Annotated in this window: 18 protein-coding genes; 12 read left to right on the top strand and 6 right to left on the bottom strand. The window is 71.3% G+C overall.

Annotated elements, in window-relative coordinates; translation table 11 throughout:
• Positions 1–238: 238 nt before the first annotated feature.
• The 3 genes from ABD369_RS31600 to ABD369_RS31590 all read right to left on the bottom strand — a co-directional run bounded on the left by ABD369_RS31600 (position 239) and on the right by ABD369_RS31590 (position 3,108).
• Entirely contained in the window at positions 239–556 is a 318-nt protein-coding gene (locus ABD369_RS31600; protein ID WP_344640021.1) for a hypothetical protein, read from the bottom strand.
• Entirely contained in the window at positions 553–1,761 is a 1,209-nt protein-coding gene (locus ABD369_RS31595; protein ID WP_344640020.1) for a Shedu anti-phage system protein SduA domain-containing protein, read from the bottom strand. The genes ABD369_RS31600 and ABD369_RS31595 overlap by 4 nt, the downstream gene beginning before the upstream one ends.
• A 300-nt stretch (positions 1,762–2,061) precedes the next feature.
• Positions 2,062–3,108, bottom strand: coding sequence for a LacI family DNA-binding transcriptional regulator (locus tag ABD369_RS31590; RefSeq protein ID WP_344640019.1), 1,047 nt, complete (start codon positions 3,106–3,108; stop codon positions 2,062–2,064).
• Positions 3,109–3,494: 386 nt separating this feature from the next.
• Here ABD369_RS31590 and ABD369_RS31585 point away from each other — a divergent pair, with 386 nt between their 5' ends.
• The 3 genes from ABD369_RS31585 (at position 3,495) to ABD369_RS31575 (ending at position 6,090) form a co-directional block, all read left to right on the top strand.
• Positions 3,495–4,973, top strand: coding sequence for an MFS transporter (locus ABD369_RS31585; RefSeq protein ID WP_344640018.1), 1,479 nt, complete (start codon positions 3,495–3,497; stop codon positions 4,971–4,973).
• Between the two features lie 232 nt (positions 4,974–5,205).
• Positions 5,206–5,472: a hypothetical protein gene (locus tag ABD369_RS31580; RefSeq protein WP_344640017.1), complete on the top strand. Its 267-nt coding sequence runs from the start codon at positions 5,206–5,208 to the stop codon at positions 5,470–5,472.
• A 111-nt stretch (positions 5,473–5,583) separates the two neighbouring features.
• Positions 5,584–6,090 carry an SRPBCC family protein gene (locus ABD369_RS31575; RefSeq protein WP_344640016.1) on the top strand — a complete coding sequence of 169 codons (507 nt, stop codon included), beginning with the start codon at positions 5,584–5,586 and terminating at the stop codon, positions 6,088–6,090.
• A gap of 181 nt (positions 6,091–6,271) precedes the next feature.
• Here ABD369_RS31575 and htpG read toward each other — a convergent pair whose 3' ends face one another.
• Positions 6,272–8,188, bottom strand: coding sequence for a molecular chaperone HtpG (gene htpG / locus ABD369_RS31570; protein WP_344640015.1), 1,917 nt, complete (start codon positions 8,186–8,188; stop codon positions 6,272–6,274).
• 560 nt (positions 8,189–8,748) lie between these two features.
• Here htpG and ABD369_RS31565 point away from each other — a divergent pair.
• Positions 8,749–9,801, top strand: coding sequence for a polysaccharide deacetylase family protein (locus ABD369_RS31565; protein ID WP_344640014.1), 1,053 nt, complete (start codon positions 8,749–8,751; stop codon positions 9,799–9,801).
• A 52-nt stretch (positions 9,802–9,853) separates the two neighbouring features.
• On the opposite strand, the gene ABD369_RS31560 is transcribed toward ABD369_RS31565, so the two are convergent.
• The gene (locus ABD369_RS31560; protein ID WP_344640013.1) at positions 9,854–10,363 is read right to left on the bottom strand and encodes a universal stress protein; all 510 of its coding nucleotides are present in this window, start codon (positions 10,361–10,363) and stop codon (positions 9,854–9,856) included.
• 713 nt (positions 10,364–11,076) lie between these two features.
• Here ABD369_RS31560 and ABD369_RS31555 point away from each other — a divergent pair.
• The 5 genes from ABD369_RS31555 to ABD369_RS31535 all read left to right on the top strand — a co-directional run bounded on the left by ABD369_RS31555 (position 11,077) and on the right by ABD369_RS31535 (position 18,203).
• Complete coding sequence (locus tag ABD369_RS31555) at positions 11,077–11,922, top strand: RNA methyltransferase (protein ID WP_344640012.1); 846 nt, start codon at positions 11,077–11,079, stop codon at positions 11,920–11,922.
• A gap of 60 nt (positions 11,923–11,982) precedes the next feature.
• Positions 11,983–12,798, top strand: a complete 816-nt coding sequence (locus tag ABD369_RS31550; RefSeq protein WP_344640011.1) for a phytanoyl-CoA dioxygenase family protein — start codon at positions 11,983–11,985, stop codon at positions 12,796–12,798.
• Positions 12,799–12,956: 158 nt separating this feature from the next.
• The gene (gene acs, locus ABD369_RS31545; protein ID WP_344640010.1) at positions 12,957–15,071 is read left to right on the top strand and encodes an acetate--CoA ligase; all 2,115 of its coding nucleotides are present in this window, start codon (positions 12,957–12,959) and stop codon (positions 15,069–15,071) included.
• Positions 15,072–15,516: 445 nt separating this feature from the next.
• On the top strand, positions 15,517–17,517 hold the full coding sequence (locus tag ABD369_RS31540; protein WP_344640009.1) for an RICIN domain-containing protein: 2,001 nt from the start codon (positions 15,517–15,519) through the stop codon (positions 17,515–17,517).
• Positions 17,518–17,600: 83 nt separating this feature from the next.
• On the top strand, positions 17,601–18,203 hold the full coding sequence (locus ABD369_RS31535) for a hypothetical protein (protein WP_344640008.1): 603 nt from the start codon (positions 17,601–17,603) through the stop codon (positions 18,201–18,203).
• 40 nt (positions 18,204–18,243) lie between these two features.
• On the opposite strand, the gene ABD369_RS31530 is transcribed toward ABD369_RS31535, so the two are convergent.
• Complete coding sequence (locus ABD369_RS31530; RefSeq protein WP_344640007.1) at positions 18,244–19,437, bottom strand: MFS transporter; 1,194 nt, start codon at positions 19,435–19,437, stop codon at positions 18,244–18,246.
• 46 nt (positions 19,438–19,483) lie between these two features.
• On the opposite strand from ABD369_RS31530, the gene pdxR reads away from it, so the two are divergent.
• From pdxR to ABD369_RS31515, 3 genes are all read left to right on the top strand, one after another.
• Complete coding sequence (pdxR, locus tag ABD369_RS31525) at positions 19,484–20,890, top strand: MocR-like pyridoxine biosynthesis transcription factor PdxR (RefSeq protein WP_344640006.1); 1,407 nt, start codon at positions 19,484–19,486, stop codon at positions 20,888–20,890.
• Positions 20,891–20,957: 67 nt separating this feature from the next.
• The gene (locus ABD369_RS31520; RefSeq protein WP_344640005.1) at positions 20,958–21,674 is read left to right on the top strand and encodes a maleylpyruvate isomerase family mycothiol-dependent enzyme; all 717 of its coding nucleotides are present in this window, start codon (positions 20,958–20,960) and stop codon (positions 21,672–21,674) included.
• A gap of 377 nt (positions 21,675–22,051) precedes the next feature.
• Positions 22,052–22,435: an avidin/streptavidin family protein gene (locus ABD369_RS31515; protein ID WP_344640004.1), complete on the top strand. Its 384-nt coding sequence runs from the start codon at positions 22,052–22,054 to the stop codon at positions 22,433–22,435.
• Positions 22,436–22,437 lie beyond the last annotated feature (2 nt).

The raw sequence follows: 22,437 nt of genomic DNA, 5'->3' as shown, positions 1-22,437 counted from the left end.
TGACGAGCAGCCGACCACCCCCGGAGCCGTGGAACCCGGCGCCCACCCGCGCGACAGCCGGGCCCTCGCCATACCCACAGGCACAAACAGCACGCCCCGGTGCGAACCCCGGCGGACGCCGTTCGGGAGAATTGGAAAGCGTGTTGGGGACAACCCCTCACGAGTTCGAATCTCATACTCTCCGCCTTCATGAGGGCCCGGACCGCGTCGCGCGGTCCGGGCCCTCGTCGTCTTGCGATCACTGTGGCCGTAGGTGGCGGGATGCAGCCAGGCAGGAGGACAGCCAGGTCGCCTCAGGCTGGTTGATGATCAGGTCGTCGACGGTGATCACCCCGTCCATGACTTGGCCGACCCGTATCGAGTTGTCGCCGACGTGGAACATCTGCCAGTCCGCATCGCTGTGCCAGAGCCGCGCGGTCTTCTCACCTCGGCGCTGGGCAAATACGAGCCCCTCGCCGTACTCGTTCAGAAAATAGCCCACATAGTCCTTGGCAGTGATCGAGCCACCGCACAGGCTGGCCAGAAGCTGCTCGATCTTGGGAAGGGCATCGCTCATGCCTCAGGCTCCTCGGCCGAGTTGGGGACTTGCTGTGCCGACGAAAGCGCCAGCATCCGTGCTGCCGAATCCAGCAAGGTCTCGTACGTGATCACTTCTATGCGGGAGGCATGCGTGTTGTAGGTGCGCAGAGTCTCCGCGACCTCCTGGGGCGTGATGCCCCCACTCACGTACCGGGAGTGACCGATCACTACGGTCGCCGAGGCCCTGCGGGTGTCGACACCGTGGTCCGCCAGGATGGTCCGCCGGTTCTCATCCAGGGTCCGAAGGTAGTTCTGCGACTGGGAGACGGCGTGATGCGCCGGTGCGCCCAGCATCAGGTGGCCGCTGCGTCTGATGACCAAATCCTTGATACAGGCACGTTTGAGTTCGACCACATGCAGCGATCCGTCAGCGCGCAGGAGTGGAATGTCGAGGATGGTGTCCGGGGTGTACTGACGGCGCGCCAGCTCGGCTACATAGGCCCCACCAAAAATCCACTCCTGATTCTTCAGGCAGGCATGGAGGGCACTCTCGGAGCTGGCCGGATCCTCCACCGCAGCCCCCAGAGCCTCCAGGGCGGCCCGCCTGGCCTTGAGTTCGAGGAACTGGGCCAGTATCCCCGCGTCGACGTCCGCCAGGACATCACCCATCAATCGGGCTGCCTCCGCGGATGCCAGTCCGGGCAGCGTCCGAAGGAGTACTTCCATGTGCCCGTACTGCTGGAGTCGCCTCACCTCCCGGGTGGACAGCTGGATGCCGCCCTCGCCCGTCCCAAGGCCCAGGTGATCGACGGACTGAGCGATGCCGCGAAAGAGATCACGGGCGTCGGAGGCAGTTGCGTCAGGGTTGTCACGGCAGAGCACGTCAAGAGCGATAACCGCCTGGTCGGCGCCGAGAGCGACCAACCTCCGCATGAATTCCTCACCACGCTGCCGCGCCTCCTCGTCGTAGTACGTCTCCAGGACTTCGAGGAACAGTTCTCCTCCGGCGTAGCCAGCGAACCGCTGGAAACGCTGAGCGAGCTCAAGGTCCCCGTGCAGGATGGCCTCTCGGGCCACATTCTCCAGGGCGTCCACCAATGACCTGCCCTTGCCGTACGTACGGTCCACGCTCATGATGCGCAGCACGGCCTCGATACGCTCCAGCACGCTCGCGTGCCCGGTCAGTTCCTTTGCCGCCTCGACCATGCGCCAGAGCGTGAAGCCAGATCGGAATGTCGCCATGCGGTCACCCTAGAACCGGGCACCGACACCACACCGGTGATGTCCGAGGCCCGGACAAAGGCCGGCGCCGCACAGCCGCTACCGGCGAGCAATGACCAGCCGCCACGACGGTGCCGGCCGGTCGACCGGGCCGGCCGTGGGGTGGTACCGCGGCGGAGGGCGGGGACATCGCCCTCCTGGGACTCCCGCTGGAAGAGGCCCTGGAGCTCGTGCTGCGGAGCGCTGACCGATGTGCAGACCGTCCTGCTCCTGTTGATGGTCCAAGACCGCCTCGCACGTGCGTGGAGCAGCGGCTGCCGTTCAGTCGGACCAGACCCCGGGGGTGTGGGGGCAGCCGCACGAGCCGCGCAGCACCAGGCGGGACGGGAAGCACCGCAGCCGATCGCCCCGCCAGCCGGCCTCCTGCGGACCGCCGCCGATCGCCAGCTCGACCGCCGTGCGCGCCATCGCCTCGCGGTCGGAGGCGACGGTGGTCAGCGGCGGGTCGGTCAGGGCCGCCTCCTTGATGTTGTCGAAGCCGGCGACGGCGAGGTCACGCGGGACGTCGATCCGCAGTTCGCGGGCGGCCCGCAGCACGCCGATCGCCTGGTCGTCCGTCGAGCAGAAGAGAGCGGTCGGCCGGTCCGGCCGGGAGAGCAGGCGGAGAGCCACCTGGTACGCGTCGTACCGGCTGTACAGAGCGTGGAACAGCCGGCCCTCGGTGGACAGTCCGGCCTCCGCCATGGCCTGGCGCCAGCCCGCCACGTGGTCGGTGACCGGGTCACCGATGACCGGTGTGTATTCCGCGCCGCCCAGGCACGCCACGTAGGCGTGGCCGTGTTCGAGCAGATGCTTCGTGGCCAGCCGGGCGCCGCCGAGATCGTCGGTCACCACGGCGAACTCGTGGATGGTTTCCGGGTGTTCGTGCATGAGGACCACGCGGGAATCCCACGCGGCCAGTTCGGCCGCCGCCGACTCGCTGGGGCCGAGACTGACGAGTATCAGGCCGGCCGCACGCATGCCGAGAAAGGCACGCAGATAATGGACTTCCCGTGCGTCGCGATAGTCGGAGTTGCCGACGAGGACCATCTTGCCCCGGTCGGCCGCGGCCTGCTCGACTGCGTGTGCCAGCTCTCCGAAGAAGGGCTGGCGGGCATCGGGGACTATCAGGCCGAGCAGATCGGTGCGGCGGCTGGCCATCGCCTGGGCCACACGGTTGGGGCGATAGCCGAGTCGGTCGATGGCCGAGAGCACACGCTCGCGGGTCCCGGTGGCTACGGGTCGGGGGCCGTCGTTGATGACGTAACTGACAACAGCGGTGGAGGTTCCCGCAAGTCTGGCCACATCGTCGCGCGTTACCTTCTTCACGTCCGAAGTCTACGCGTCGCAACTGTGCCTAGCAGTAAATATGCTGACGAGGCATCACCTGAAATCGGGGCGGAAGCGAGGGGCCGGATACCTTCTGTCCCCGTGACTTGAACTGCCATATCCAATTCGCGCCCGTTGACCGGCGGTTCTCGGGAATGCCCATCGGGCCGAAGGTGGCCGACTCGGCGGCGAGATCGCAGGCGTTGCCGGCGTACAGAACCGACATTTCGTCAGTCAATCGGTCACCAGGCCGGAGCCGATCACGTCTTCCGTGCAGGTCTCCTGCCACCCGCCCAGGAATGTCCGCAAGCCAAGGGGGTGTTGCCGGTGTCGGCGCATGCGCTCGGTCCAGCAGTCCACCCTCCTTCAGGCACAGGAGCCAGTCCATGTCCTATGACGCCGAGGTGCCGAGGTCCTCTTCGGCACAGGAACTCGTAGCTTCCACTGAGGCCTTACCGGGCACTTCGCAGCCCCAGTCCCGGGCCGGATTCAGCGGCCGCATGGTGGCGGCCCTGGTCGCCCTGTCGATCGCCCAGTTCCTGGTGGCCCTCGACTACTCCATCATTTACGTCGCTCTTCCCAGCATCGGTTCGGGGCTCGGCCTGCCGGCAGACCGGCTGCAGTGGGTGGTGTCGGGCTACGCGCTGTTCTTCGCGAGCTTCCTCGTCGTCGGCGGGCGAGCCGCCGACCTGACCGGCCCCCGTCGGCTCTTCCTCTGGGCCCTGCTGCTGTTCGGCGCCGGTTCGCTCGCCGGCGGGATCTCGGGGAACCTCTGGCTGCTCGTCGCCGCGCGTGCGGCCCAGGGCATCGGCGCAGCGGCGCTGACGCCGTCGATGCTCGCCCTGATCAGCGCGACCTTCCCGGCCGGTGCACTGCGCTCGCGGGCCCTGGCGATCTGGGGTGCGCTGGGCGCGGTGGGCCTGGCGGCCGGCGTCCTCATCGGCGGCGCGCTGACGGCGGAACTCTCCTGGCGCTGGGTCTTCTTCGTCAACGTCCCCCTGGTGGCGGCGACCTTCCTGCTCGCCGCGCGCGTGCTGCCCGCCGGGCAGCGGACGGGCATCTCGGTCCGCGAACTCAACATTCCCGGTGCCGCACTGTTCACCAGCGCGATCCTGTCCGTCGTGTTCGCGCTGACCGAGGCCGCGGGGGCTGGTTGGACCTCCTTGTCCACGCTTGCCTTCCTGGCGGGCTTCGTGGTGCTGGGCGGCATCTGGCTGGCGCACGACCGCCGGCCGTCGGTGACTCCGCTGATCGACCCCGCACTGCTGCGGATCCGCTCGCTGGCGGGCGGCGGCCTGATGTCCGCGCTCTACATGGCCAGTGTCGGCGCCGAGTTCTTCCTCATCACGCTGTTCCTGCAGGACCAGCGCGGCTACGGGCCGCTGGCGGCGGGCTTGGCCTTCCTCCCGCTCGCGCTCTGCGTGGTGGCCGGCAACCTGGTCACGGGCCGCCTCACCGAGCCGCTCGGCATCCGCGCCACTCTGGCCACGGGCTTCGGGGTCGGAGCGGTGGGGTTGGCCCTGCTGGGTCTGGGCGTCCACGCGCACTCCTACTGGCCGGGGGTCCTGCCGGGGCTCGTCGTCAGCGGACTCGGCCAGGGTATGGCCTTCGCGGGTATGTACATCGCAGGCACCAAGGACGTGCAGGACAGCGCCCAGGGCACGGCGGCAGCCATCCTGACCACCACGCAGTACACCGGCGGAGCGCTCGGGCTCGCGATCCTCGTCCTGGTCCTGGGCAAGACCCCGAGCGAGGGAAGCTTCGGCAACGCCTACACCGTCACCGTCTGCGTCGCCGCCGCGGCCGTCGTCTGCGCCCTGCTGACGCTGGGACACCACTCGACCGACAGCCGGAAGGGAGCCTGAGACGACCTTGCCCAGAATCATTCGGCCCGGTGGGGGCCTGGCGTTGACGTCGGTGGCACGCCCGTGTCGTTCCTGGTCGGCGGCCAGGAGACCGGAGCCCCCTGCGGGCGGGCGGCCGTGATGGCAGGCTCCCGTTGATCCGAGTGAGGCGCCGAGTCCAGGGTGCGGAGGACGGCGGCAGCGCTCGGCGCTCCGGGATGCGCCGGGGGCCGTCCTGCCGCAGGGTCGCAGTATGGGTTCTGTGATCGTGCTGTTCGAGCTGGACCCCGACCAGGCGATCGGGCCGGAGGGCGTCGAGCCGGTCGTGCTCCTGGTCCACGCGGCGGGGGCCGATCCCGATGCGTTGGAGGACCCTTTGCCGACGACGCTGTGCGGGCTGAGTACCGACCCGATGGAACACAGCCACTACCGGCCGGCCAGGCCGGGAGAGCCCTGGTACCCGCCGAAGCTGTACGACCGGCGCTGCCGGGAGTGCGAGGCCGTCCTGCGGAGCTGCTGAAGCGGTCCTGCCGGAGCCGCTGACCCGCGCTTGGTTACTAGTCAGTAGCGCACTGTCGGTCAGGCCGGATACGGTATCCGGTGGCAGAACGGTGCTATGGGGAGGACGGCGATGGTGCGGTTGGCGGACAGTCCGACGGTCGAGGTGAACGTACACGTGGCCGCGCCGCCGGAGCGGGTCTGGGCGCTGGTCAGCGACATCACCACGCCGGCCGGGCTCGGCGGGGAGCTGTACGAGGTCGAGTGGCTGGACGGCGCTCCCGGGCCGGCCCTCGGCGCGACCTTCGTCGGGCGCAACCGGAACGACCGGCTGGGCAGTTGGGAGACCGTCTCGCGGATCTTCGACTACCGGCCGGAGCATGCGTTCGGCTGGGAGGTCCGGGCGCTCCAGGGCGGCTTCGACCGGCCCGTCGCCCGCTGGCGGTTCGACCTGGAGGCCGAGAACGGCGGTACCCGGCTGCGCCAGTCGGTCACGCTCGGACAGGGCGGCTCGTACCTGAGCACGGCGATCAAGGCCCAGCCCGAGCAGGAGGAGCAGATCATCGCCCGCCGGATGGGCATGCTGGAACAGGGCATCCGGTCGACCCTCGACAGCATCAGGGAGCGCGCCGAAGCCTGAGTCCGCCCCGGGGGCGGACTTCCGGCGGCCTTCGCACAGCCGAACTCCGTCGGGGCGGGCGGGAGATGCCGCCGGTAGCGAGCCCGGCGACGGCACACCGGGAATCGCCCCGGGGCGGCCGCCCGGACGCCCGTCTCCCCGGCCAGTCGGCCGGGGAGACGGCCCTGAGGGGCACGGCGGGTTACAGGGCGCGCTCCAGCCGGTCGGCCATCAGCTTGATGAAGCGGGCCGGCTCCCGCAGCTGGCCGCCCTCGGCGAGGAGGGCCATGCCGTAGAGGAGTTCGGCGGTCTCACCGAGGCCCGGGTCGTCCGTGCGCTCGGCGTGCGCCGTCCTGAGGCCGCTGACCAGCGGGTGGCCGGGGTTGAGCTCCAGGATGCGCTTGGCCCGGGGGATCTCCTGGCCCATGGCGCGGTACAGGTTCTCCAGGGCCGGCGTCGCGTCGTGGGTGTCCGAGACGATGCAGGCGGGCGAGACGGTCAGCCGCGAGGAGAGACGCACCTCCTTGACCTCCTCGCTCAGCCGGCCGGCCATCCAGGTCAGCAGCTCCGCGAACTCCTGCTGCCGCTGCTCGCGTTCGGTCTCGGCCTGCTCCTCCTCCTCGGCGCCGAGGTTGATCTCGCCCTTGGCGACGGACCGCAGCTGCTTGCCGCCGAACTCGGGAACGGAATCCACCCACAGCTCGTCGACGGGGTCGGTGAGGAGCAGGACCTCGATGCCCTTGGCCTGGAACGCCTCCATGTGCGGGGAGTTCTCGATGGTCTGCCTGGACTCGCCGGTCAGGTAGTAGATGTGCTCCTGCCCCTCCTTCATGCGCTCCACGTACTGCTTGAGCGTGGTCAGCTCCTCCTCGTCGTGCGTGGAGGCGAACGAGGAGGCGGCGAGGATGGCGTCGCGGTTCTCGTAGTCGCTGAGCAGGCCCTCCTTGAGGACGCGGCCGAACTCGCGCCAGAGGGTGGCGTAGCGCTCCGGGGAGCCCGTCATCAGGTCCTTGACGGTGGACAACACCTTCTTCGCCAGGCGGCGGCGCATCAGCTCGATCTGGCGGTCCTGCTGCAGGATCTCGCGGGACACGTTGAGCGACAGGTCCTGGGCGTCGACGACGCCCTTGACGAAGCGCAGGTACGGAGGCATGAGCGCCTCGCAGTCGTCCATCACGAAGACGCGCTTCACGTAGAGCTGGATGCCGCGCTTGTACCCCTGGGTGTACAGGTCGTGCGGTGCGTGCGAGGGGAGGAACAGCAGGGCCTGGTACTCGAAGGTGCCCTCCGCCTGCAGCCGGACGGTCTCCAGCGGATCGGTCCAGTCGTGGCTGATGTGCTTGTACAGCTCGTGGTACTCGTCGTCGGACACCTCGTCACGGGAGCGGGCCCACAGCGCCTTCATGGAGTTGAGGGTCTCGGGCTCGCGCACAGCGGCGTCGTCCCCGTCCGCCGTGCCCGGGGCGGCCTCGGCGGCCATCCTGATGGGCCAGGTGATGAAGTCGGAGTACCGCTTGACGATCTCCCGGATCTTCCAGGCGGAGGTGTAGTCGTGGAGCTGGTCCTCGGTGTCCGCGGGCCTGAGGCGCAGGGTGACCGAGGTGCCCTGCGGTGCCTCGGCCACGGCCTCCAGTGTGTACGTCCCCTCACCGGTCGACGTCCAGCGGGTGCCCTGGCTCTCGCCGGCGCGCCGGGTCAGCAGCACGACCTCGTCGGCCACCATGAAGCTGGAGTAGAAGCCGACACCGAACTGCCCGATCAGGCCCTCGGTGGCGGCCGCGTCCTTGGCCCCCTGCAGCTCCTGCACGAACTTCGCGGTACCGGAGTTGGCTATCGTGCCGATGAGCTGGATCACCTCGTCGTACGACATGCCGATGCCGTTGTCCCGCACGGTCAGGGTGCGGGCCTCCCGGTCGGTCTCGATCTCGATGTGCAGGTCGGACACATCCGCACCCAGCGCGTCGTCGCGCAGTGCCTCCAGACGCAGCTTGTCCAGCGCATCGGAGGCGTTGGACACGAGCTCGCGCAGGAACACGTCCTTGTTCGAGTAGATCGAATGGATCACCATCTGCAGCAGCTGGCGCGCTTCCACCTGGAACTCGAACGTCTCAGTCGACATGACTCGTGACTCCTCCTCAGGACACCAAGGGACAGGAACTACCCCGAGCACTGTAGATCAACCGGCCGGCGTGCAAGTCCTGTCTTCCGCCGGGCGTGTCAACTCCCGTCCCGGCCACGGAAGTCCTGGCGGTGGCGGGGAACGGGGCGCGCCGATCCCGGAGTTGCCGGTCATCTCCGGACCCGCTCCGGCCGGGGGCGGAAGGACCGTTCGTACTCGTCGGCCGAGTCGCCGAGTTGCCGAGGTGGGGGAGCGCCGGGGAGCGCGGGGAGTGTGGAGCGGGGCAGGTGCGGACGGTGTGCGCGACGAGCTGCGCCCGTGCGCCGTCGGCTGCGGACCGCGAAGGACGGCAGGGGAGGACGGCAGGGGGAAGACAGCAGGGGGAGGACGGCTGTCTGGCCGAGGAGCTGACTATGAGAGCCCCGTCACAGTCGCCCCCGCCGAACGTGAGAACGGTCTCAAGAAGCCGTGAACGCTTTGGAAGCGCGCGATCGACGGCCATTGTCGAAGGGAAGCCCGGTGTCATGCGGGGCCTTTGTACGACCCCAGGAGTAACAGCCATGCCGGATCAGGGCACGACCCGCACGATTCTTCGCCGGGCCGCCGCAGGATGCGCCGCCCTCCTCCCGCTCGCCCTCGCCTGCGCGTGCGGGCCGACCTCGAACGGCGCCTCCGCCGCCGCGAGCCCGAGCATCCACGCGGGCGCCACCGCGTCGGCGACCGCACAGTCGGCCCCCGGCAGGGCAGCGCTCGGCTCCGTGGCCGCCACCACTGCCGGTGCGCCCGGTACGGCGGCTCCCGGCATCACCGTCGCCACCACAGCGCTCCCCGCCGCCGGTGCGCCCAGCGCCGCGACGCCCAGCACCCCGGCCCCCGGTCCCGTGACTCCCGGCACACCCGCCTCCGGCACCGCGGCCCCCGCGGCCCCCACCCGGCACGCGCCCGCTCCCGGCACCCCGGCCCCGGCGGCGACTACCGGACCCGCTGCCGCCACCGCCGCGCCGGACGCTCCGGGCTCGTCGATCGTGTACCGCACCGCGAGCGGCGGCAAGACGGTCGCGCTCACCTTCGACGACGGCCCCGGCCCGGCCACCGGCGCGATCCTCGATCTGCTGAAGCAGTACCACGCCAAGGCGACCTTCTGCGAGATCGGCCCCCAGGCCGCCGCGAACCCGAAGACGGTCCAGCGCATCCTGGACGAGGGCCACCGCCTGTGCGATCACACCGTGAACCACCCGCAGCCGATGCACACCCTCCCGCGCGAGCAGCAGGTCTACGAGATCGACGCGGCCAAGGCGATGATCCTCAAGTCCGGTGGCCCGGACGCCAAGGTCGCCTGGTTCCGGGCCCCCGGTGGTGACTTCAGTGCGCAGAACCGCCAGATCGCCGTACAGGACGGTCTGCGCCCGCTCGGCTGGACGGTTGACACCCGCGACTGGGCGAAGCCCGGCGTGCCGGAGATCGTCGCCACCGCGCAGCGCGAGCTGCACCCGGGCGGCATCATCCTGATGCACGACGGCGGCGGCGACCGCAGCCAGACGGTGGCCGCGCTGGCCCAGCTGCTCCCGTGGCTGGTCCAGCAGGGCTACACCTTCGACTTCCCGGACTGCTGACCGTACGACCGCACCCCGCCCGGAGGCCGGGCGGGGTGCGGTCAAAAGGCGTTCAGGCGGCGTGCGAGAGCTCGCGGAGGTCGACCGCCCGGGAGATCTGCCGCAGGTCCGTGTAGAGGGCGGACGGCGGAACGGCGACGACGGGGCAGCGGGCGTGGGCCAGGCAGTAGCGACCCACCGAGCCGTGGAGGAAACGCTGCAGGCTGCCCTGGCGTCCGGTGCTGATGACCAGCAGGTCACCCGGCCGGTCCGCGACGTGGACCAGGGCCGGTCCGGCGTCACCGCGGATCACCAGCGGCTCGACCTCGACGCCGACGGGGAACCCGCCGAACGCCTCCTCGAAGGCGCGCTCCAGCCGCGCCCTGGCGGCCGTCTCCCAGGCGCGCAGCAGCGGCGGGCAGGGGTGGGCGCGATAGCTGAGCTCGCCGCCCACGGGCGTCCAGGCCAGCACGGGAACCAGCACCGCCTGCTGGGCGCGGGCCTCGCCGACCGCGCGGTGCAGTGCGGTCAGACTGTTCAACGAGCCACTCACTCCGACGATGACACGCGCGCCGTGCGACATGGGACTTGACTACTTCCGTTCTCGATCGCTCCACGGGATCAATCCCGATCCCTGTGATTATGCTGACATGCTCGCCGATCTCCCTGCAAATCGAAAGCATCTGATCGCTTTCGCCTTCCATGCTTAGGAATTTTGATGGCTGGTGGGTGCCATCTGGGTGTTGCGGAGGTGTTCGGGGCGCTTCCGGCGAGCGTGGCCGTCCCCGTGCCGGCATGGCCTGACCTGCGGCGAGATCCCGTCGGGGTGTCCCGTCGTGCGCCGCTCCGGGTGCTGTCGCCGGCGCGCCGGAGGGGTGGCGGATCTTAGGGTGACGGGCTCCGGTGTCCGGCTAGCCAGTCGTTGATCTGGCAAAAATTCACTGGATCTACACGGCTTCCTTGTGGATCCTTCTTGATGATCGCGCCCGGTGGCGACGCCCGCCGTGCCGCTCGCGTCCGGGGCTCACCGGTCGACTGCCGGGGCGGATCTGTGCGCCCGTGACGGGGTTGCCCCGCGCCGGAGTGCGGCAGTACGTGCGCGACGAGCTGGGCAACGCGTCTCGTCGGCAGGCACGATGAGGGTGGCACACGCCAAACAGCCTGGTCGGGTACGTCACTGACGGACGATCACTTGGACATCGGCCGTCGTCTCGCGCCAGCCCGACCGGTAGTCTGCGGCGGACACCGGTAGAAACTCTGACGGTCCGGCAAACACACTCACGCCCCGGAGGCAAGGTGCCAGCGGTCCAGCGGATCACCTCACGCAACGCGCGGTTCCAGCAGTGGCAGGCGCTGCTCACCAACCGCAACAAGCGGCAGCGGGCGGGGGAGTTCCTGGTGCAGGGCGTGCGGCCGATCTCGCTGGCGGTGGAGCACGGCTGGCCGGTGCGCGCACTGATCTTCGACGGGAGCCGGAACCTCTCGCGCTGGGGTCAGGAGCTGCTGCGGACGGTGCGGACCGAGCAGATCGCAATGGCCCCGGCGCTGCTGGCCGAACTCGGCGAGAAGAACGAGTCCGCGCCCGAGGTGATCGCCGTGGTGGGGATGCCCGCCGACGACCTCGACCGGATCCCGGTGGGGGACGACTTCCTCGGGGTGCTGTTCGACCGGCCGACCAGTCCGGGGAACATCGGGAGCATCATCCGCTCGGCCGACGCGTTCGGCGCGCACGGCGTGATCGTGGCCGGGCACGCCGCCGACGTCTACGACTCCAAGTCGGTGCGCGCCAGCACCGGTTCGCTGTTCGCCCTGCCCGCGGTCCGGGTGCCCGCGCCCCGTGAGGTGGCGGACTGGGTGGCCGGTCAGCGGGCCTCGGGGCGCGGGGTGACGCTGGTGGGGACGGACGAGCACGGCGACTGCGACGTCTTCGACTTCGACTTCACCCAGCCGGTGCTGCTGCTGGTCGGCAATGAGACCAGTGGACTCAGCAACGCCTGGCGCGAGTTGTGCGACCACACGGTGAGCATCCCGATGACCGGCGCGGCGAGCTCGCTGAACGCCGCCAACGCCGGCACCGCGGTGCTGTACGAGGCCGCCCGGCAGCGGATCGCAGCCGCGAGGCGCGGTCCGCGCCCGGTGTGAGACCGACCGGCCGAACAACTCGGTTGCCCACCTGCGCAACCGCGGCCGAGAATCGCGGGCGTGCAGGAAGTGCTGACAGCAGAACAGATCGAACGGTTCGTCACCGACGGGTTCGTCCATCTCGAAGAGGCGTTTCCGCGCCCGTTGGCCGAGGAGTGCCGGGCGTTCCTGTGGCGTGAGACGGGGCTCGACCCGGACGACCCCGGAACGTGGACCGAGCCGGTCGTCAGGCTCGACGGCTACGCCGAGGAGCCGTTCCAGCGGGCGGCCACGACCCCGCGCCTGCATGCCGCCTTCGACCAACTGGTCGGTGCGGGCCGGTGGGTGCCGCGCGTCGGCCTCGGCACCTTCCCGATCCGGTTCCCCCACCCCGACGATCCCGGTGACACCGGGTGGCACATGGACGCCAGCTACACCCCCGAGGGTGAGAGCGGGTACTGGCTCAACCTCCGCTCCCGCGGCCGGGCGTTGCTGATGCTGTTCCTGTTCTCCGACGTCGACGCCGACCACGGGCCGACCCGGATCAAGGTCGGCTCGCATCTGGACGTCCCGCCGTTCCTGGAGCCCGCCGGTGAGCGCGGTGCCGACCTCTTCGGCCTCTGCACGGAGATGGACACCACGGGCAGGCTCGACGCCCCCGACCGGCCGACCGCCCTCGCCACCGGCCGGGCCGGCGACGTCTACCTGTGCCACCCGTTCCTGATCCACGCCGCGCAGCCCAACCGCGGTACCCGCCCCAGGTTCATCGCCCAGCCGCCGCTGGTGCCGACCGGGCTGCTCGAGCTCGACCGGAGCGACGGCGCGTACTCGCCGGTCGAACGCGCCGTCCGGCTCGGGCTGGGCCTGCCCGATGACACGGGGCGCCGACCGGTCTGACGCGGGGCGCCGGCCCGCCTGGGCATCGCCCGCAGGTCGGCCCGGCGGCACCTCCCGGCGATATCCTTGATCCCGCGAACACGGTGCGGCAGCGGAGGCTCTCCGGCCCGTCGCCCGGCCCGGTGCGGTGGGAGTGCCGCGGCGGGAGGTCGATTGCCATGGCGCCGGAGACAGGGGCCCAGCTCTCCGAGGCACAGATCGCGGTCCACTGGCGCGAGGAGCGCACGTACCGGCCACCGGCCGCCTTCGTCGCCCAGGCGAACGCCGCCGACCCCGGGATCCTCGAACGGTTCGGTGAGGAGCACTTCCCCGACTGCTTCAACGAGTACGCCGACCTGCTCAGCTGGGACACCCGCTGGCACACGGTCCTGGACGCCGGGAATGCGCCGTTCTGGAAGTGGTTCACCGGCGGCAGGCTGAACGCCTGCTACAACTGCGTCGACCGGCATCTGCCCACCGGCCGGAACAAGGCCGCCCTGATCTGGGTGCCCGAGCCGGAGGACCAGGCCACCGAGACGATCACCTACCAGGAGCTGTACCGGCGGGTCAACGAATTCGCCGCGCTGCTGCGTGAGTTCTGCGGGCTGGAGGCCGGTGACCGGGTCACCTTCCACCTGCCGATGGTCCCCGAGCTGCCGGTGGCGATGCTGGCCTGCGCCAGGCTGGGCGTGATCCACTCCGAGGTGTTCGGCGGGTTCAGCGGCGCCGCCTGCGGCGATCGGATCGCCGACTCGGCCAGCCGGGTCCTGGTGACGGTGGACGGCTACTACCGGGGCGGCTCGCTGGTCGACCACAAGGCCAAGGCCGACGAGGCGGTGGAGGCCGCCCGCAGGAACGGCCGGGAGATCGAGAAGGTCCTGGTGTGGCGGCGGCACCCGGGGCGGTACGCCTCGCGGACCCCCATGGTCCTGGGCCGCGACTTCTTCGTGGACGACCTCCTGGGCGGCTACCGCGGCCGGAGCGTGCCGCCGGTGTCCATGCCCGCCGAGGCGCCGCTCTTCCTGATGTACACCAGCGGGACCACCGGCCGCCCCAAGGGCTGCCAGCACTCCACCGGCGGCTACCTCGCCTATGCGGCGGGCACCGCCAGGTACCACCTGGACATCCACCCCGAGGACACCTACTGGTGCGCCGCCGACATCGGCTGGATCACCGGCCACTCGTACATCGTCTACGGGCCGCTGGCGCTCGGCACCACCAGCGTGCTGTACGAGGGCATGCCGACCCACCCCGACGCGGGCCGCTGCTGGCGGATCGCCGAGCGGCTGGGGGTGGACATCTTCCAGACCGCGCCCACCACCATCCGGATGCTGCGCAAGCTCGGCCCGCACGAGCCGGCCAGGTACCACCACCGGTTCAAGCTGATGACCACCGTGGGCGAGCCGATCGAGCCCGAGGTCTGGCGCTGGTACCACGACGAGGTCGGAAAGGGGCAGGCGGTGATCGTGGACACCTGGTGGATGACCGAGACCGGCGGCATCCTCGGCACCACCCTGCCCGCCCTGCAGCCGATGAAGCCAGGCAGCTGCGGGCCCGGGGCACTCGGCATCCTCCCGGTGATCTACGACGAGGACGGTGCGGTGGTCGAGGCCGGCAGCGGCCGGGCGGGCAACATCTGCATCCGCAATCCCTGGCCCGGCGTGCTGCAGACGATCTGGGGACAGCCCGAGCGCTTTGTCGACGTCTACTACGGCAGGTACTGCCGCGACCCCGGGAGCAAGGACTGGCACGACTGGCCGTTCCTGTGCGGTGACGGCGCCGTGCAGGCGAGTGACGGGTACTTCAGGATCCTCGGGCGGATCGACGACGTGATCAACGTGGCCGGCCACCGGCTCGGTACCAAGGAGCTGGAGTCGGCGGCCCTCACCGTCGAGGAGGTGGCCGAGGCGGCGGCGGTGCCGGCGGTCGACGAGGTGCGCGGCCGCGTGGTCGAGATGTACGTCGCGCTGAAGCCGGGGCTGAGCCCGAGCCCGGAGAGCGGGCAGAAGGTCACCGCGGCCATTGAACGGGAGATCGGCAAGCTCGCCCGGCCCGCCCACGTGTGGATCGTGCCGGACATGCCCAAGACCCGCTCGGGCAAGATCATGCGCAGGGTCATCGCCGGTATCTCCAACTTCGCCGACGTGGGCGACATCAGCACCCTGGCGAACCCCGAGATCGTCGACGACATCCGCCACCGCGTGCAGAGCGCGAAGCTCGCGCGGGGCGAGGTCCCGCGCGAACTCACCGCCCAGGAGGCCGAGGAGATCGGCGACTTCGGCAAGGCCGAGTGAGCGGACCTCAACTCCGCTCGCCGGCGGGCCGGATGCGGCGAGGGGTGGGTGGCGTGTCCTGAGGGGGGACGGCTGCGCCGTGACGGCCGTCCGCAGCTCGGTGACAGCGGTCGGCGCCGTCCTCGCCCTGCTCCTCGTCGTCCCGTGCTGACCGCACGGCCCCGTGCGGCGCCGCCACCCGGAGCGGATGCCACCCTGCCCGCGCAGCCCGTCCGAACCGGTCGGCCCACCTCGGCCGGACACGAACGAAGCCGGCCTGCGGGGCTCTTCAGGCCGGGCTGGATCAGCTGAAAAAAATTTTGGCCGATTTTCTGTTATCCGAGCCGAGGCCCCTGCTCTCCCAATACGTCGGCAGCGAACCCCTCATGCCGACAGGGAGGGTTACATGGCACGGAACAGAGCGTCACACCGGCGGCGGAACCGTCGCCCGCTTGTGATCACGGCAGTGGCCGTGACGGCGGGCGTGATCGCCACCGCCGTCGGGCTCAACGTGGCCACGAGCGGTCAGGACGCGCACACGGCCGCCACGGCGCAGGTGGCCCAGGTCGCCGCGGGTGACGACTCGCCGCCGTCCCCCGCGGCGGCGCCGCAGCACAAGGAGGCGCCGGCCCCGCTGGGCTCGGTACCGAAGAGCGATCCGGCGCGCGGCATGGTCTACACGGGGCTGACCGTCGCGACCAAGGACGACAAGTGCGCGGGTGTGTTCCGCACCTCCGCCGCCGATCTGTGCACCCACGGTCCGGACACGGCCCCCAAGGACGTGGACATCCACAAGACGGTCGCCCCCGCCGTGGCGGCGGTGGCACCCAACCCGGACCTGCACGGCGACTCCCAGGCACCCGCGGCCGACGACCTGTTGAAGGGCGCGCCGCCGGTGCTGAACGCCCAGACCGGTGCCACGCTGGCCTCTGCCGCGCCGGCTTCGGCGAGCCCGGGCAAGGCCGCCGCCGGCGGCTCCACGGTGGTCTGCGACGGTGACGGCAGCAGCGGCAACCGGGTCCAGGTGCTGTACGTGCACGGCTCCGGCGAGGACCGGTACGCCCAGTACCTGGCCTCCTTCAAGAAGTGGGCCGCGGACGTCGACGTCATCTACAACGCCAGTGCCCAGCAGACCGGGGGCACCCGCCACGTCCGGTTCGTCACCGACGCCGACTGCAGCGCCAACGTGCTCGACGTCGAGCTGCCCGACTCGGCGATGAAGGAGTTCGGCGCGACCAACGACGCGCTGGCGGCCAAGGGCTTCAACCACAAGGACCGCAAGTACATGATGTTCGCCGACGCCCAGGTGTACTGCGGCATCGGCACCTTCGCGGGCGACGAGCGCCCCAGTCAGGACAACCTGAGCAACTTCGGCCCCTCCTACGGCCGGAGCGACTCGGGCTGCTGGAGCGGCCATGTCGCCGCGCACGAACTGGGCCACAACCTCGGTGCGGTGAACAACAGCGCGCCGGACTCCAGCAAGGCCGGGCACTGCACGGTCGACTGGGACCTGATGTGCTACTCGGACGCCCCGTACTACCCGAAGATGCGGACGGTCTGCCCGGACCAGAACCAGCAGGACCGGCTGGACTGCACCAAGGACAACTACTTCAACACCAACCCCAAGCCGGGCAGCTACCTGTCCTCGCACTGGAACGTGGCCAACAACCGCTTCCTGATGGCCGACAACGGCACCAACCCCAACCCCAACCCCAATCCGTCGCCGACATCGACCCCGAGCCCGAGCCCGACCTCGAGCAAGGGACCGGGCAAGGCGCCGAACGTGACGGTCAGCCAGGTCACCCAGAACTCCGCGGTCCTCTCCTGGCCGAAGGCCGACTCCGCCGCCGGGTACGAGATCCGGCTGAACGGGCGCGCGATCGGCACCGTGACGTCGACCGTGGTGCGGCTGGTCTCGCTGCAGCCGGACACCGACTACCAGGTGGCAGTGGCGGTCCGCGACCAGAGCGGCAGCACCTCGCAGCCCGGTCGTGCGGCCTCGTTCCACACGATCGCCAAGACGAACCCGACCGGTCCGACCAAGCCCGGCACGCCGTACCTGATGTCCAACAGCCTCACCGGCCAGGTGGCCGACATGTGGGGCGGTTCGAGCAACGACGGTGACGTGCTGATCGCCTACCAGCGCACCGGCTACCAGAACCAGCAGTGGCTGTTCGACGACGCGGGCGACGGCAACGTCCGGGTCAAGAGCGTGCTGTCCGGCAAGTGCCTCCAGGTCGGAGGCGACCTCGCGCAGGGCCAGTTCGTGTTCCAGCAGCCGTGCGGGAACAAGGACTCGCAGGACTGGAAGCTGACCGCCGCCGGCAGCGGGTACACCCTCACCCCCAAGGGCTCCTCGCTGGTGCTCGGGGCCAGCAACCGCTGGTACTACGGCGGTTGGCTGCTCGAGCTGCAGCAGCCGAACCAGCAGGCGTACCAGAACTGGACCATCCAGCCGGCTTCCTGACACCCCCAGGCCGGCATTCCCCCCGGAGGTGGGGCGGGAGTCCTCTCCCGCCCCACCTCCCCCCTCTTTTCAGGAGTCCACCGATGCGTCGTTCCTCTCTGCCCGCCGCCCTGGCGCTCGCCGGGCTCGCCGTGCTCGGGTCGGCCCTCCCGGCGGCCGCGCACGGCGACAGCATCCACTTCGCGATCACGGCCCAGGGCGACGGGCACACCCGCGCCATCGCGAGCTACGACGACGACAACGACCCTGTGGACCAGCCGGTCACCGGGACCCTCAGTGCGGTCGCCGCGGACGGCCGCACGGTCGGCCCGTGGCAGCTGGTCCCGGTCGCCGGCGTGCAGGCCGCCTACACCACCGCCGAGGCGCTGCCCCCGGGCCACTGGAAGGTCACCGTGGAATCCGCCTTCCCCGATCTCGGCCACGGTGAGGCCGAGGCCGACGTGACCGCCGTACCGGAGGGGCCGGCCCCGTCGGCCGCCGCGCCGTCGGTCACCGCCCCGTCGACCGCTCCCGCGCCCGCCCGGAGCAGCGCGGCGCCGGAGGCGGCGGCGCCCACGAGTTCGCACTCCGGCGGCAGCGGTGCCGTCATCGGCGGCACCGTGGCCGCGGTCGTGGTCGTGGCCGCGGCGGTGGCAGCGGTGCTGCACCGGAAGCGGCGGTCGATCCCGGCGGGACAAGGGCGCTGACTGCCAGTCGGATGGCTGTCACTCCCGCGTTGCCCGCCGGTCAGCCGGGGGACCCCGGGGAGCTGGCCGCCGCGCGGTCGCGCCGGGCCGGGGCCAGCGCGGTGAGCATCAGCACGGCGGTGAGGGCGAAGGCCGCCGGGTAACCGGTCCGCCCGGCGGCCGCACCGAAGGCGAGGGCGCCGACACCCATGCCCGCGTCGTAGGCGAAGTTCCACAGGGCGGAGACGATGCCGTACTCGGCGGCGGGGACCCGTGCGTACATCAGCGTCAGGGTGGCGTTCTGGGAGACGCCGAAGCCGAGGCCGAACAGTGCCACGCCGGCGACAACGGCGACGGGGCTGCCGGTCAGCGCCGTCAGGAGCGTGCCGGCGGCCGAGACGAGCAGGCCCGGCAGGACCAGCCCGGCCGGGCCGTGCCGGTCGCCGTGCCGGCCGGCCAGCCAGCGGGCCACGGTCGCGGCCGCGGGCTGGACGAACAGGGCCGCGGCGACCAGAGCGGTGGACGACCTGGGTACGGCGAGCGGCAGGAAGGTCACGATGATCCCGGCTGCCAGTGCGGTAGCCGCGAAGACGACGGCGGGCCGCAGCAGAGCCGGCGAGCGGAACCCGGCCACCACGCCCGCCGACCGCCCGCAAGTCCGCTCCCGGTCGGGCAGTCCGGGGACCGAGGGGATCGCGGCCAGCGCGGCCACGGCCGCGGCCGTGAATACCGGCCCGTTCCCCACGTGCGCGGCCAGCCACATCCCCAGCGGCAGACCCACCAGCGACGGCACCCCGGACACGATGCCGACCAGCGCCAGCCCCTCGCCGCGCCGCCCGGCCGGGATCAGCGACGCCGTCAGCGCACCGCCCGCGACGACCGTGAACGCGAAGCCCAGCCCCCGGAGCAGACAGACGGCGACGATCAACCCGGTACCGGTGGCGGCGATCAGCACCAGCGCGGGCGCGCCGAGTAGGACCAGCCCCGTCGCCAACGCGATGCGGTAGCCGAAGCGGGCGATCAGGCGCGGCGCGGCCAGCTCACCCGCGACTGTCGCCAGCATCAGAGCGCCGGTGGCCAGTCCCGCGGCACCGCCGCCGGACGACGCATCGGCGTAGTGCGGAACGACCGGCAGCAGCAGGTAGAAGCTGGCCGAGGCCCCGATCATCGACACGAACCGCAGCAGCAGCGCCCTGGTCACCAGCGGCGGCCGTGAACCGGAGCTCAGGGCGGAGGAGTTGAGCGAAGTGGTCACGCGAGGACGCTAACGGCCGAGCGGACCACCGGTAAGCTCCAATTCCATGCCGTTGGAGTGGTCCGGTCTGTCACCCGATCTGCTGCTGGTCATCGACCGGGGCAGCGGTGTGCCGCTGCGCTCGCAGCTCGAAAACCGGCTGCGGGAGGCGATCCGGACCGGCCGGATCCAGGTCGGGGAACGGCTGCCGTCCTCCCGCGAACTCGCCCGGCGGCTCGGCGTGTCACGAGGTCTGGTGCAGGACTGCTACGCGCAACTCCGTGCCGAGGGCTACCTGGTGACCCGTACCGGTTCCGCGACCCGGGTGGCGGCCGGCGCGGTGGTACCGCCGTCGTCCGCGCCGCCGTCCGTTCCCGCGCCCCGTCTGCTGGCCGACTTCCGCTGGGGCGTACCGGATTTGAACGCGTTTCCGATCGCCGACTGGCTGTGGGCCACGCGCGAGGCGGCGCGCCGGATGCCGACGGTGGACTTCGACTACGGCGACCCGCGCGGCCACGCGGAGCTGCGCGAGGTGGTGGCCGGCTACCTGCGCCGGGTGCGCTCCGCCGCGGCCGACCCGGAACGGACGGTGATCTGCTCCGGCTACGCCCAGGGACTCGGCCTGGCCCTGCGCGCCCTGGCCCGGTCCGGTGTCCGCACGGTGGCCTACGAGGATCCCGGCACGCCCGCCACCGTCGCCGCGGCCGCCGCCGGGGCGGGCCTGTCGGCGGTCCCCGTACCGGTCGACGGGCACGGCATCGACCTGCGCGCACTGGACGCGACCGACGCCCGCGCCGTCGTGGTGACCCCGGCCCACCAGTGGCCGACCGGGGTGGCCCTGGCCCCCGAGCGGCGGCTCGCGCTGATCGAGTGGGCCCGGCGCCGGGACGCGGTCGTGATCGAGGACGACTACGACGCCGAATTCCGCTACGACCGCGAGCCGGTGGGCGCACTGCAGGGCCTCGCTGCCGACCGCGTCATCTCGATCGGCACCGTCAGCAAGTCACTGGCGCCCGCACTGCGCATCGGCTGGATGCTCTGTCCGCCCGCACTCCTTGCGCAGATCGTGGAGAACAAGCAGCTGAGCGACCGCGGCTCGCCCACCCTCGACCAGCTCGCCCTCGCCCGGCTGATCGAGTCCGGCCGCTTCGACCGGCATCTGCGCCGGATGCGGACCGGCTACGCGGCGCGGCGCACCGCCCTGGTGGAGGCGCTCGCCGAACACGCCCCCGGAGTTCGGCTGACCGGCTTGGCGGCGGGCTTCCACGCGGTCGTGACCCTGGGCGCGGCCGTTGACGAACAGAGCGTCATCACCGCGGCCCGGGCCCGGTCCGTCGGCCTGTACGGGATGACCCAGTGCCGCTCGGAGCCCGTGCGGACGCCGGCGCAGCTGGTCCTGGGGTTCGGCAACGTTCCCGTGCGCGCCATCGCGGCCGGCATCGCCGTGGTCGGGGGCCTGCTCGTCGGCGGCTGAGCCCACCGGCAACGGCACCGGCCGGGCGCCCAAACCCCTTGCTGCTGGGCGGTGTTACGGTACGGACGTGCTGAGCATTATCGAGGACGTCGCCCGATCCGGCGCGCGGTTCACCGCCGCCCTCGCGGGCCTGACCGACGAGGACGTGCGGGCGCCCTCGGCCCTGCCCGGCTGGAGCCGCGGTCACGTCGTCACCCATGTGGCCCGCAGTGTCGACGCCTACCTGTGGCTGCTCGCGGTGGCCCGCACCGGTCTCGAGCCCGGGCCGCGGGCCGACGCCGCGGCGCTGGCCCGGGCCGTCCAGGAGGGCTCCGGCCGTCCCGCCGCCGAACTCGCGGCCGATCTGCGCGGCCGGCTTGAGCAACTGGCCTCAGCCGTCGCCGAGATGCCCGCCGGACGCTGGGACACCCCGGTCACCGCCCTGGCCGGCTGGCGGCACCCGGCCTGGTACACCCTGCACCGCTGCCGACGCGAACTGGAAACCCACCACATAGACCTGAACACCGGCTACGGGACGGCCGACTGGTCAGGCGACTACGTGGCATGGGCCCTCGACGACACCCTCGCCGCACTGGCCGCAGGCGACTTCCCGCTCGCCCGGGTCGAGGCCGTCGACCTCGGCCGGTCCTGGCAGCTCTCCGGGAGCGGCCCCACCGTGACGGGCCCCGGCCACGCCGTCCTCGGCTGGCTCAGCGGCCGTACCCCCGGCACCCGGCTCGGCGCCGACCAGCCGCTGCCGGACCCGCCGGCCTGGCCGCAGCCTCCGGCCCCCGGATGGACCTGAACGGCCGGTGCTCGCCGGACGCGCGCGGCCGGACCCGGACCGCGCGCGGCGAGGGTCCGGGCCCGGCCGGTCCGGTCGGCTGGTTCTGAACGTAGAACTGGAACTTCCCCCGGAACGACGCCAGCACCGGGACGGCGATGCGGGACGGCGGCTCTTCATCGGCTGCCCCGGGGCCCAGCTCGTGCCCTGGTAAGCGCCGGGCCGCCATCCGGTGCGCCGCCGACACGGCAGACCTCGGAGCTTCCTCCGTCGAAGGCCGGGTCCCACGCCCACCCACCCTCCGCCGCACCGCCCGCCCGCCGCTCTCTGCGGTGCGAAGGCTGCGGGAGAGACCGACCATGGTGGGGAAGCTGCGCCCTGACGGAGGGAGGCGACCGATGAGCATCACCGGAGACTGGTACAACGAGTTCGGCTCGCACATGCACCTCACGGCGGACCCGTCGGGTGGCATCAGCGGCACCTACACCTCGGGCACCGGCCAGGTGGCCGGGCAGTACGAGGTCACCGGGCGCTATCAGCTGTCCACGCAGCCTGGGCGCGGAGCGGCGGTCGGCTGGACGGTCGCCTGGCACAACCGGCAGCGCGATCCGGACTCCGTGACCAGCTGGAGCGGCCAGTACTTCGAGCGCGAGGAGCGGATCTTCGCCACCTGGCTGCTGACCCGGCCGTCGGGTCCGGCCGACGTCTGGGAGGCGACCACGGTCGGCCAGGACGTGTTCACCAGGCAGCGGCCCGGAGCGTCCGAGGAGGGAGAGCCGTAGGG

The sequence above is a fragment of the Kitasatospora cystarginea genome (assembly GCF_039533515.1).
In the GTDB taxonomy this organism is placed as follows: domain Bacteria; phylum Actinomycetota; class Actinomycetes; order Streptomycetales; family Streptomycetaceae; genus Kitasatospora; species Kitasatospora cystarginea.
This window is presented reverse-complemented; position numbering and strand designations above follow the sequence as displayed.